Source organism: Campylobacter bilis (genome assembly GCF_016806695.1).
In the GTDB taxonomy this organism is placed as follows: Bacteria; Campylobacterota; Campylobacteria; order Campylobacterales; family Campylobacteraceae; genus Campylobacter_D; species Campylobacter_D bilis.
Genome location: NZ_WUED01000006.1, coordinates 78,820 through 91,058, shown reverse-complemented (window position 1 = coordinate 91,058; position 12,239 = coordinate 78,820). Strand labels below are relative to the sequence as shown.

Here is a 12,239-nt window from a genome sequence, read left to right as displayed (position 1 = left end):
TTTTAAGTATTATTTTTATAAAGAGCTTTTAAATTATCATAAGCAATTTGTATTTTTTCAAATTGTTCTCTTGCATAAGCTTTTTCTAACTCACTCTTGCCTTGATAAAAATCAGGATGATAAATTTTTACCAAAATTAAATATTTTTGCCTAATTTCACTAAGATCATTTTGTGGGGTACATTCTAAAGTGCTAAAATAATTACTAAAAAGTTTTGCTAAAGCATTAAATTTCCATTTCATGCTTTCTTTATTATGCATATTTTGACGGAATTTCTTATACGCATTAGGATCAACTTTAAAACTAACACAATATTTTAAATGTTCACTTTCATCAGCAAAAGCCTCAAAAAGTTCAAAAGTATTTTCATCCTTATATCCTAAAACCAAAACATTAGTCATTTCATCATATTCTATGTCATGATCTTTAAAATAATTTTTTATATAAGTGACAAAAAGCTTTTCATTAGAACTTAATTGCATGAAAATTCCAAATGCATTAAAATCAACCTTAATAAAAAGCATAGATTTAAGCATATTGCTTTGTTTGAAATTCAATCTAAAGGTTTTAAAATAAGCATCTTGTAAATTCTGTATATTCTCATTAGTACTTTTACGATATTTTTGATTTAAAACTTTTAAGAAATAACGACGCTGTGGAATTTCATCCTCTTGAAAAAAAGAAAAAATCTTATTTTTCCTTCCTAGTACTTTTGTGAAATTTTTACCAATCAAATCTTTAAAATACTGAAACACACTAATATCATCTGTATTAACATGTATGCTTTGTAAAGTTTGCACGATTTGCATTTATTTCTCCCATAAAAGCTCATTTTCAAAAAGCGAACTTGTGCCCTTTAAAATTTCATTGGGTGTATAATCGGCTTTATAAGATAAAGATTGACATTTTTTTACAAAATATCCAAGATAAATATAATCAAGATTCATTTTTTTAGCTATTTTAATCTCACTCAATAAAGAAAACTTGCCTAAAGATAAAAAAGAAAAATCAGGATCATAAAAACAATAAATACTTGAAATCCCATCCTCTAAAATATCGATTAAATCAACACAAACAAGCTTATCTTCTATATAAAATGTAAGTTCATATCCAAAATTCATAAAACCATCAATATAAAGATTATGATATTGATTAAAATTTAAATCATAATGCTTCCAATTTTTCTTTTCTTCCATAAAACGATGATATTTATCATACAAAAACAAATGCTCATTACTCAAACTAGGTGTTTTAAGTATGATTTTAGTATTAAAGTTTTTATTAATAACCCTTCTTTCACTTTTTGAAAACTCATATTCACGTGCTAAAATTCTTAAACTCAAACATTCTTCGCAGTCCTTACAAATAGGACGAGAAAAATATCTTCCAAAACGCCGCCAACCTCGTCTTATTAACTCATTATTAATTTGTTTAGAACAATTTTGTATATATTTATACTCTATCCTGCAACGCTTGTTTTTTAAATAAGGACATTGATCTTCTAGGGTACAAAAACCTATTTCAAGCATTAAATTTTCTTAATATTTGCGTTTTTAATAAATTCAGAAAATTCATCCTGTAGTTTTTCTTGTTTTAGAAAAATTTCTTGCATTTGTTTGTCTATAGGTTCTTCTTGAGTTTTTAAATTATGTTGCTTTGCCTCATTTTTGTTTGATTTTTTCGCAGTATCAACTTGCATTTCTTTTTTAATATTTTTAAGACTATCTAAAAAATCCATATATTATTCTCTACTTTCTCGTATTTTCTTAAGTGTCGCAGCAATAGCAGCTATGACTTCTTCTTTATTTTCTTGATGATGATCTTCTGTTTTTTCTAATAATTCTTGCATATGCGTTTCTATAAAAGAAGTATCTAAATAACCCCTTCTAAATTCTCTCATCTTAGTAATAGCAATTAAAAATGGTATTGTTGTTCTAATATCATCAATCACAAATTCTTTTAAAGCACGCTCTAATTTATTTACTGCTAAATCATAACTCGTTGCTTTAACAATAAGTTTTGCAAGCATAGAATCATAATAAGGAGGGACAATATAATCTTTATAAATATGACTATCAACCCTCACAGAAGGGCCTAATGCAGGATAATACTCTTTTATTTTTCCTGGACTAGGAATGAAATTTTTCCATACATTTTCAGCTGTGATTCTAGCTTCAATAGCAAAGCCTCTAGGTTTAATATCACTTTGTTCTAGATCTAAAATTTCTCCAGCTGCAATACGGATTTGTCTTACTATAAGATCAATGCCTGTAATTTCTTCTGTGATAGGGTGTTCAACTTGAATTCTCGTATTCATCTCCATAAAATAAAAATGATTATAATCATCAAGCAAAAACTCTATAGTTCCTGCATTAGTATAACCCACAGCTTTAGCAGCGGCTACAGCACTAACACCCATAGTTTTCCTAAGATTATCTGAAATCCCAGGACAAGGAGCGATCTCAATCATTTTTTGATGCCTTCTTTGGATAGAACAATCCCTCTCGCAAAGATGGATAATATTGCCATAATTATCGCCTAAAATTTGAAACTCTATATGACGAGGATTGACCACGTATTTTTCCATAAATACTTCATCATTATTAAAATAAGTCAAAGCCTCTCTTTTGCAAGAATCCAAAGCATTTTCTAATTCTTCTTTTTTATGCACAACGCGAATTCCACGTCCACCCCCACCACCTGAAGCCTTTAAAATCACAGGATATCCTATTTTTTCAGCAAAAGATTTAATCTCTTCTATACTATAAGAATTTAATTTTTCAGTTCCTGGGACAACAGGAATGCCATTTTTAGCCATTAATTTACGTGCAATATTTTTATTTCCCATTTTATAGATCACTTCAGATTTTGGACCTATAAAAATCACTCCCGCCTCTTCGCAAGCCTTGGCAAATTCATAATTTTCACTTAAAAATCCATAACCTGGATGGATCGCATCAGCACCACAAGCCTTAGCAATCTCAACAATACGTTGTACATCCAAATACCCCCTTATCGCATCTGTCCCTATACGGTAAGCCTCATCTGCTATTTTTACATGTAAACACTCCCTATCAGGTTCTGTAAAAACTGCAACGCTTTTTACATGCAAATCCCTACAAGCACGGATCACACGAACAGCTATTTCAGCCCTATTTGCTATGAGAATTTTATGAATTTGATTCATTATTTGCCTTTTTATTTGCCTTTTTTTGTAATTCTAGCAAATTTTCCTTACAAAAACTTAGCAAAAAATTTAATTTATTTTAGTTATAATAAAACTTTTTAAAATATTGAATTCTTTAAAGAAAAGTTATAATTATAATGGTTGCTGATAAAAGATTGTTTTATTTAAGTTGCATTTTAATCACTATAGGCATAGTATTTTCATATTCTCTTACGGCTTTTACTGTTCTTTTTCTTGATTATAATGAATTTCACTTTTTCATACGACAGCTTTTTTTTGGACTTAGTGGCATAATTATAATGTTTCTTATTTCACGTCTTGATCCTCATAAAAATCTTGCTAGGAAAATCATCTTAGCAATACTCATAAGCTCTTTTATATTTATCATTATCTTGCCTTTTTTACCCTCTGTTTTAGCAACAGCTAGCGGGGGTGCTAAGCGCTGGATACGCTTAGGTCCTATTTCTATTTCTCCTGTAGAATTTTTTAAAATAGGATTGATTTATTTTTTAGCTTGGAGTTACACAAGACGCATAGATGATAGCAAAAAAGCAATTAAACATGAGGTTTTAATACTTTTACCTTATTGCATTGTAGCATCTATAGTTATAAGCTATATTTATATCACTCAAAATGATTTGGGTCAAAGTATTATTTCTTTCTTTTTAATCTTAGCTCTAGCTTTTTTTGCAGGTGCTAGTAAAAGACTTTTTGCCTTTGGAATTTTAATCATCATGATGATAGGCATTATGGTAATTTTTAGTAACCAAAGGCGCATTCAAAGGATAGCATCTTGGTGGGGCAATATACAAGATGCCTTTTTACCTATGCTTCCTGATTGGATGGCTAATGCTTTAAGAGTGAGTAATAATAGCGAACCTTACCAAATCTCACACTCTTTAAATGCCATAGCACACGGAGGAATATTTGGTGAAGGCTTAGGGCTTGGAACCTTCAAACTAGGTTTTCTAAGCGAAGTACACACTGACTTTGTTCTTTCTGGTATAACAGAAGAAATAGGACTTTTAGGACTTGGCATTATTTGCTATATCTATCTTTGGATGATTTTAAGAATTTTTAGAATTGCAGGAAGATGTGAAGAAAAACAAGACTTTATATTTTGTTCAGGTATTGCTTTGCTTTTGCTTTTTTCTTTTTTCATGAATGCTTTTGGTATTATTTCTCTCACCCCATTAAAAGGAGTTGCCGTGCCTCTTCTAAGCTATGGGGGAAGTTCTATGTGGGCCATTTGTATAGGAATTGGATATGTATTAATGATTTCAAAAAAGGTTAAATTATGAGTATAGTTTTAACAGGTGGAGGAACTGGAGGACATTTAAGTATAGTGCGTTGTTTATTACAAAGTGCTAAGAAAAAAAACATAGATTGCATCTATATAGGAAGCCAACAAGGTCAAGATAAAGCCTGGTTTGAAAATGATTGTGATTTTAAAGAAAAATTTTTTCTAAGCTCTTATGGAGTAGTTAACCAAAGCAAATTGGGTAAAATCCATTCTTTATTTCATATCTTAAGGCTTTCTCAAGATTGTAAAAAAATTTTTAAAGACTATCAAGTTAAAGCTGTTTTTAGTGTAGGTGGCTACAGTGCAGCACCAGCTTCTTTTGCGGCCTTATTTTCACACCTGCCTCTTTTTATACACGAACAAAATTCTAAAAGCGGATCTTTAAATAAACTTTTAAAACCCTTCGCTAAAAAATTTTTTAGTGCTTTTGAAAAAGAATTCACCCCTTATCCTGTAGCAAACAAATTTTTTGACCATGCAAGAATTCGCAAAGAATTGAAAAATATCATTTTTTTAGGAGGTTCACAAGGAGCACAATTTATCAACAATCTAGCCTTAAATTTAGCACCAAAACTTCAAAAACAAGGAATCCATATCATCCACCAATGTGGCAAAGAAGAATTAGAAAAATGCAAAAAAACTTATGAAAAACTAGGAATTAAGGCAGATATTTTTGATTTTAGTCCTTATTTAGAAAAAAAAATGCAAGAAGCGGATTTAGCTGTATCAAGATCGGGTGCAAGCACACTTTTTGAACTTTGTGCTAATGCCTTACCTGCTATTTTCATTCCTTATCCTTATGCAGCCAAAAACCATCAATACTTTAACGCTAAATTCTTACAAGATCAAGCCTTATGTCAAATTTTCACCCAGAACAACACCCAATTTGATGAATTTTTAAAAGCGATACTAAAATTAAATCTAGAAAATATCTCTACAAGACTTCAAAACATTGTAGAGAAAAACGGAGGAGATATCTTATTGGATAAAGCTTTTTCAGATAATTTAACTTTTTAAGCCAAAGGAAAAAATTCTCAAGCTTTATCCACACATAAAAGTTAAGCTTATTTTATCTAGTAGCATTACACAACTAAATAAATTTCTCATATCAAAAACAAAAGATCAAATAATAGCTAAAAAACTATAAAAATGCTTTACACTCTTAATTAAAATTAGTGCAAATTGACTAAAGCAATCAAAAAATGCTTACAAAAATAAAATTGTAAGCATATAAAAAACCTTTAATCTTTAAGATCTACTTTAAGAATTTTACCTTCTACCATTTTAGGAATCCATAAATTATCACCTTCTACAAAAATATCTGCAGGACCTTTCATAAAAGGTAAATCAAGTTTGGTGCTTTGATTTTTCGCATCTATTTTGTAAACCACACCTTGGAAATTCTCACCCCAAGAACTTACTAATAAGCTATTATTATAAGGAGCTATACCATCATAAGATTCTTTATCGCTTTTAATCACTTTAATTTGTTTTGTATGAAGATCATAACTCATCACAACACCGCCACTTGTACCATCAGGATGATATCCAGCTATAAAAAGTTTTTTATTTTTATTATCTAAATACAATCCATTTGGACCACCAAATTGAGCTAAATCAAGTTTTAAAAACTCTTCATATTGTTTTGTTTTTAAATTAACTTTTAAAATCAATCCCGTACCTGTGTCGCTTACTAAAAGTGTATTATCATCTAATTTTTCAATATCATTTAGGAAAACTGCACCACTTACAGGCAAATTAAAAACTTCTTTTTTAGTTTTTAAATCAAAACCACGTACAACATCAATATCTGTCACATAAAGAGTATCGCCTATTTCCATCATTCCTTTTGGCGCATTAAGATTGCTTAGAAATTTATATTCTACAACTTTAGCATTTTTATCAAGTTTAGAAATAAAACCATCATTGTCTTTTGCTAAAGGATCAAGTTTTGCACCCAAATTAGATACATAAACAGAATTTTTATCTACAAAAATACTTTCAGGATTTTGAAAATCACTTACTTCTAAATATTTTAATTCAGCAGCACCAAGCAAGCTTCCAACAAGTGCTAAACTCAAAACATATTTCTTCATTATAATTCCTTTATTTATAAAAATTTATGCATAATTATAAAAATAAAAAGTAAAAAAATGTGTTAGTTTCTTGATAAAAAATATAAGTTTTTTGATTTTTGGTATTGTTTGGGGCTTTGTCCATATTGATCTTTAAACCTCCCTATAAACCAAGCCACAGAAGAAAAAGCACATTCACTTGCTACTTCATTGACATTTTTTTTAGAAAATTCAAGCAAAACCTTTGCCTTTTGTAATCTTTTTTTATCAAGCCATTTTTTAGGGCTTTGCCCAAAACATTTCTTAAATTCCTTAGAAAAAGTTGCCAAATCAAGTTTAGCAAAATCAGCCATTTCATTCACACTTAAAAATTCCCTACCACAATATCCAAAAAGCTGTGAAAGATCTAAACGGAACTCCTTTAAAATCATAGCTAAAAAATTTATAAAATAAATATTTTTACTTAAAAGCAAATGCAAAAAAATCTCTTCAAATTTCAAACTCACTATAGGATCTAAAATTTGAGTGTTTTCTTCAAAATGAGGCAAAAAACTTTCTAAAATCCCTTGTAAAATTTTATCATTTTTTACCCAAAAGATTTCACTTTCTGCACTCATTGTATCTACTTTGAAAAAATCTTTATATTTATAAATCAATTCAATCAAAAATGCATTTATCAAAGAAAAATAAATAAGCCTCATAAATACCACTGCTAAGCCCTATATTGCTTAAAGTATAGCTGCCTGCTTTTAAAAACAAGGTTTCATAAGAATCTATTTTATAATCCTTTGATGCTGTATGTAAAATTTTATACCCTTTACGCACAAAGGTTAAAAGATGGCTTTCTATATTCACAAAAGAAGAATATGAAGTACTTGTTTGCGTATATTTTGCAAAAGTACAAGACTTAAAATTTTTATAATTTACCCCGTTTAATTACCTTAAATCTTGTGGCAAAGAAAGAATTTCATTCATTGTAATTTTTCTCTACATTCTAAAAGATATTTTTTAGGATTTTTTTCTTGCATTAAAACCTCACGCATACAAACCCCCTCTACATTTAAATATTTAAATTTTTCGATATTTGTTACATTGATTCCGCCTATAGCATAAAGTCTAAAAGGACTAAAATCAAGCAAAGATTTTAAAAAATCAAGTCCTTTAGCTTCTAAATTTCTTTTACAAGAACTTTCAAAAATATGCCCTACAAAAGCATAATTTATTTTATAATCTTTAGCCTCTAAAAGCTCTTCTTTACTATGGATTGAAGTGCCAAGTATATGAAAATATTGACTTAAATTAGCTTCTTTTCTTAGCAAAGGAAGCGGAGCATGAAAATATCTATGCCCTAACTTCAAGCATGCCCTATGAAAAAAATGCAAAAAACAAGTCACTTTTTGCTTTGAACAAATACTTAAAACTTCTTTTGCTAAATCATAATACTCTAATTCACTCAAATCTTTCTCCCTTAAAACTATAGCATCTACCTTAGCTTTAGCAAGCTTTTCAATTTGTTTTAAAAAATCCTTTTGTACACATTTTCTATCACTTATAGCAATGATTTTTTTATCCCACATAGATGCTATCACTCATCACAGCTTGTAAATGAGATTTTTTTAACATGGCTAAGATCTCTTTTACGCTTCTATTATCTGAAATTTCAAACTGTTCATCACCTTTTTTATCGCCTTTATGTTCACCTATACCTACACTCACTCCTGCACTCATTTTTGTCGCACCAAATTTAATAACCTCATCTCTAAAGCCTGATCTTTCACGGCTTGATATAGTAATGCCTGCAAAAGGTAAAAAAATCCTATATGCACAAAGCACTTGTAAAAGGCGTTTTTCACTCACATCTTTAGGATGAATTTTAGCATTATTAATAATAGGTCTTAAACGCGGCACCGAAATAGAAATTTCAGCATGAGGATAAGCTTGCTGTAAAAAATACGCATGAAGTGCAGTAGCTAAAGCATCTTTTCTAAAATCATCAATCCCTAAAAGCGCTCCAAAAGCAACTCCTCGCATACCTGATCTTAAAGCCCTTTCTTGTGCATGAAAACGATAAGGAAAAATGCGTTTTTCGCCTTCTATATGAATCTTAGAATATTTTAAAGGATTATAAGTTTCTTGGAAAACAGTTACATAATCACAGCCCTTTTCATGCAAAATTTTATATTCTTCTTCATTCATAGGATAAATTTCAACGCCTACAACCTTAAAATACTCTCTAGCTATCTTACAAGCTTTAGCAATGTATTCTACACTTGCAAACTCTCTGCCCTCACCCGTTAGCATTAAAATTTCTTCTAAACCACTTTTTGCAATAGCTTGCATTTCTTGATGAATTTCAGCTTCGCTAAGTTTGGCTCTTGCAATTTTATTCCCCTTTTGAAAGCCACAATAAACACATTTAGAATTACAATAATTTGATAAATAAAGTGGGGTAAAAAGAGAAATAGAATTTCCAAAATATTTTTGCTTGATTTTAGCAGATTTAAAGGCCAATTCTTCTATAAATTCTTCAGCCGCACTAGAAAGCAAAGCTTTTAAATCTTGTATATTTATATGTGTTTTATTTAAAGCTTCTTTAACCTCTTTAGCACTAAATTCACTCTCATTATAATCTTTAGCTTCATTTAAAACTTTAGTTAAAATTTCACTTTTTATCTCTTGCATCAAAGGCAAATACTGCATATAATCTTGCATAATCAATCCCTTTTAATAATTTCAGTAAACAATCCGCAAGGATTGATTTTAACTTGAACATCAGCTTTATAACCCCCTTTAATCTTTTGTGCTTTGACATTTTGGATATCTTTTATATTGTAATTCATAGCTTTTAGCCAAGATTGTGCCAAACTATCATTTTGCCAATTATTAAAAGTATTAACTACCAAATTTTCATTTTTAAAACCATTTTTAGCTGTATTTGAACCAAGCTCTATCTTACTCATCAATTTGTTCCTTTAAACTTTTAGCAATGCTTTCTATCACATTAACACTCATTGCATTGCCACATTGTCTTAGTATATCGCTTTGTTTTATATCTTTTATTTTTTCTTCCAAATTATTTATTTTTTCAAAACCTTAAAGTTTTAATGCTTCAATCTTGCTTAAGATATAAAGATTTTTATTATAAACATATAAAATTCCTTGCCTATCTCTTCTAAGTATTGGAATTTTATCTTTATATAATCTCAAATCACTTTGTCTAGTATCTAATATCAAAAAATCATTTTTTAATAATTCTTCTAAATAAAAACAATTTTTATTGTATTTATTTTACAAATATCTTAAAAAAGTTTCATATTTCTCTTTATTTAAAATATTTTCATCGTTAGAATTTAAAAAATCTTTTATATTAGGCTTTTTTCTCTTTAAAATCAAATTTAAAAATCTTATTTAAAGATTTTTTTATCCCTACAAAATAAACCCTTTCTCTGCTTTGAGCCAAAGAAAAATCCAGGCTATTTAAAAGCTTTACGCTTACTTCATAATCTAAAGATTTTAAAAGTTCTAAAATTTTTTGAAATGTTTGTCCTTTATCATGATTTAATAAACCTTTTACATTTTCAAGTATAAAAAAATTAGGTTGCTTTATCTTTAAAATATTTGCTAAATAAAAAATAATCTGTCCTTTTTCTTTATTATCCAAACCTTCTCTTTTACCAACAATACTAAAACTTTGGCAAGGAAAACCACTAATTAACAAATCACAATCAGGTAAAATTTCAGGATCAATTTGAGTTAAATCACCCAATTCAAGCTCATTTTTAGTATCAAACAATCTTTTATAAGTTTTTATAGCAGCCTTGTCAATCTCACTAAAAGCTATGCAAGTAAATCCTGCTTTTTCCAAGTCAAGTCGTCCACCGCCAATACCGCTACAAAAATCTATAAATTTCACTCTCAATCTCGCAAAAAACCCGTCAAAGGAGAACTTGCCCTAGCTTCACTCACACTTGCTAAACCGGCTAAATAAGCCTCTCTTCCGGCTTTAACTGCTAAAGAAAAAGCCCTTGCCATTAAGGCTATATCTTTAGCCTCAGCTATGGCTGTATTTACCATCACTGCACTCACTCCCATTTGCATAGCTTCACAAGCTTGTGCAGGGGTTCCAATACCTGCATCCACAATAATAGGAAGTTCAATTTCATTAAGCAAAATTTGTATAAATTCCTTAGCACACAAACCCTTATTAGTACCAATAGGTGCTCCTAATGGCATGATAGCCCCAGCTCCTGCATCACGCATAGATCTAGCCGCATAAAGATCAGCATGCATATAAACTAAAGGCGTAAAACCCTCTTTTACCAAAAGCTCGCAAGCTTTAGCACTCTCATAATTATCAGGCAATAAATACTTACTATCGCTTATAACTTCAACTTTTATAAGATCGCCACAGCCAAGCTCTCTTGAAAGTCTTGCAATGCGTAAAGCTTCATGGGCATTTCTTGCACCTGAAGTATTAGGTAAAAGCGTGATATTTTTAGGAATATAATCAAGTATATTTGCAATCTTACCTGTATTTGCACGACGCAAAGCTAGGGTTATAATTTGGGCTTTAGCTTCTTGTATGGCTGATTTTATAAGCTCTAATGAATATTTTCCAGAACCTAAAATAAATCTTGAATCAAACTCGTATTTGCCTATTTTTAATTTATCATCCATTCTTACTCCTTGCTTGCTAAAAGCTCTAAAACAAGATTGCTTTGATGTCCTGCACAAATATTTACGCGTGGTGCCATAAGTCCATTTCCTATCCTAGCACTGTTTACTAAATCCCCGCACACATAAAAATTTTTAGCGATTTTTCTTGTTTGTATGCTATTACTATCCCCATATCCTGCAAGCCCTGAAGCACAAATTAAAGTAATATGAGGATAAAATTTATGAAAATTTTGTGCTATCATAGCCTTTGCCATAGCACTATCAAAGGCCTCACAAACTATATCCATGCCTTTAAATAAAGACTTTAAATTATCCTCATCGATTTTTAAAGTGCAAAGTTCAACGCTGATATAAGGGTTAATCTCACTAATTTGCTCTTTTAAAGCTTCAGTTTTAAATTTACCCAAATCATTAATGCGATAGGCCTGACGATTAAGATTACTAGGCTCAACCACATCAAAATCAATAAGCTTTAAACACCCTACTCCACTACGTGCTAAATGAATAGCTATATGAGATCCAAGTCCGCCCAAACCACACACTGCCACACTTGAAATTTTAAGTTTATCATGAAGCTTTGGAGTATGTCTTGCCCTCATCATAGAGTCTAATGCTTCATAAGGTGGTATTACATTTTTTTCTATACAAAAAAGCTCATCACCTTCGTTTAATTTTAACTTTTCTTTCGTAGCAAAACCATTAACTATCCAAACATCGTTTTCATTTTTACTAACACTTTGAAAAAAATCTAAAGTATTATTAAAGTCTGTATTGATTCCTTCGCCATTAAATTTTACTGTCATCAACCACCTCCGACAAAGCTTACAATTTCAGCTTTGTCATCTTCTCTAAAGACCAAATTCTCAAATTCATCCCTTGGAACAATCTCACCATTTAATTCCAAAGCAATAAATTCTATCTTTAAATTCTTTTCTTGTATATAGTCTATAAACCTAAGCTCTTTAAAATTAAGCTTTTCTCCATTAATAATCATTTA

General features: G+C 30.0%; 13 protein-coding genes and 2 pseudogenes. 2 read left to right on the top strand and 13 right to left on the bottom strand.

The genetic code is table 11. From position 1 onward, the window contains the following. Positions 1-2: 2 nt before the first annotated feature. Genes GRQ01_RS04190 through GRQ01_RS04175 form a run of 4 tightly spaced genes read right to left on the bottom strand, consistent with a single transcriptional unit; the run spans position 3 to position 3,187 of the window. A complete protein-coding gene (locus GRQ01_RS04190) occupies positions 3-809 on the bottom strand; it encodes an adenylosuccinate lyase (protein ID WP_158334578.1) in 807 nt (268 codons plus the stop codon). Next, the gene (locus GRQ01_RS04185; protein WP_158334577.1) at positions 810-1,529 is read right to left on the bottom strand and encodes an arginyltransferase; all 720 of its coding nucleotides are present in this window, start codon (positions 1,527-1,529) and stop codon (positions 810-812) included. Further along, positions 1,529-1,738: a hypothetical protein gene (locus GRQ01_RS04180; RefSeq protein ID WP_158334576.1), complete on the bottom strand. Its 210-nt coding sequence runs from the start codon at positions 1,736-1,738 to the stop codon at positions 1,529-1,531. The genes GRQ01_RS04185 and GRQ01_RS04180 overlap by 1 nt, the downstream gene beginning before the upstream one ends. A 3-nt stretch (positions 1,739-1,741) precedes the next feature. Beyond that, a complete protein-coding gene (locus tag GRQ01_RS04175) occupies positions 1,742-3,187 on the bottom strand; it encodes an acetyl-CoA carboxylase subunit A (RefSeq protein WP_158334575.1) in 1,446 nt (481 codons plus the stop codon). A 137-nt stretch (positions 3,188-3,324) separates the two neighbouring features. Between GRQ01_RS04175 and ftsW the strand changes: the two genes are divergently transcribed. Next, complete coding sequence (gene ftsW, locus GRQ01_RS04170) at positions 3,325-4,488, top strand: putative lipid II flippase FtsW (RefSeq protein WP_158334574.1); 1,164 nt, start codon at positions 3,325-3,327, stop codon at positions 4,486-4,488. Then, positions 4,485-5,507, top strand: a complete 1,023-nt coding sequence (gene murG, locus GRQ01_RS04165; RefSeq protein WP_158334573.1) for an undecaprenyldiphospho-muramoylpentapeptide beta-N-acetylglucosaminyltransferase — start codon at positions 4,485-4,487, stop codon at positions 5,505-5,507. The genes ftsW and murG overlap by 4 nt, the downstream gene beginning before the upstream one ends. A gap of 224 nt (positions 5,508-5,731) precedes the next feature. Here murG and GRQ01_RS04160 read toward each other — a convergent pair whose 3' ends face one another. From GRQ01_RS04160 to thiS, 9 genes and pseudogenes are all read right to left on the bottom strand, one after another. Beyond that, positions 5,732-6,586, bottom strand: a complete 855-nt coding sequence (locus GRQ01_RS04160) for an NHL repeat-containing protein (protein WP_158334572.1) — start codon at positions 6,584-6,586, stop codon at positions 5,732-5,734. Between the two features lie 62 nt (positions 6,587-6,648). Further along, positions 6,649-7,540: pseudogene (locus GRQ01_RS04155) on the bottom strand (helix-turn-helix domain-containing protein). Beyond that, a complete protein-coding gene (locus tag GRQ01_RS04150) occupies positions 7,537-8,142 on the bottom strand; it encodes a thiamine phosphate synthase (RefSeq protein ID WP_158334597.1) in 606 nt (201 codons plus the stop codon). The pseudogene GRQ01_RS04155 and the gene GRQ01_RS04150 overlap by 4 nt, the downstream one beginning before the upstream one ends. Beyond that, positions 8,132-9,277, bottom strand: a complete 1,146-nt coding sequence (thiH, locus tag GRQ01_RS04145; protein ID WP_158334571.1) for a 2-iminoacetate synthase ThiH — start codon at positions 9,275-9,277, stop codon at positions 8,132-8,134. Before thiH ends, GRQ01_RS04150 begins: the two co-directional genes overlap by 11 nt. Positions 9,278-9,279: 2 nt before the next feature. Next, the gene (locus GRQ01_RS04140) at positions 9,280-9,525 is read right to left on the bottom strand and encodes a PDDEXK family nuclease (RefSeq protein WP_227656235.1); all 246 of its coding nucleotides are present in this window, start codon (positions 9,523-9,525) and stop codon (positions 9,280-9,282) included. Beyond that, positions 9,518-10,478, bottom strand: a pseudogene (dcm, locus tag GRQ01_RS07800) (DNA (cytosine-5-)-methyltransferase). Before dcm ends, GRQ01_RS04140 begins: the two are co-directional and overlap by 8 nt. A gap of 2 nt (positions 10,479-10,480) precedes the next feature. Then, the gene (locus GRQ01_RS04130) at positions 10,481-11,242 is read right to left on the bottom strand and encodes a thiazole synthase (protein ID WP_158334570.1); all 762 of its coding nucleotides are present in this window, start codon (positions 11,240-11,242) and stop codon (positions 10,481-10,483) included. A gap of 2 nt (positions 11,243-11,244) precedes the next feature. Beyond that, positions 11,245-12,048 (bottom strand): thiamine biosynthesis protein ThiF, encoded by an 804-nt coding sequence (gene thiF / locus GRQ01_RS04125; protein ID WP_158334569.1) that lies wholly within the window; start codon positions 12,046-12,048, stop codon positions 11,245-11,247. Beyond that, positions 12,045-12,236: a sulfur carrier protein ThiS gene (thiS, locus tag GRQ01_RS04120; RefSeq protein ID WP_158334568.1), complete on the bottom strand. Its 192-nt coding sequence runs from the start codon at positions 12,234-12,236 to the stop codon at positions 12,045-12,047. Before thiS ends, thiF begins: the two co-directional genes overlap by 4 nt. Between the last annotated feature and the right edge of the window lie 3 nt (positions 12,237-12,239).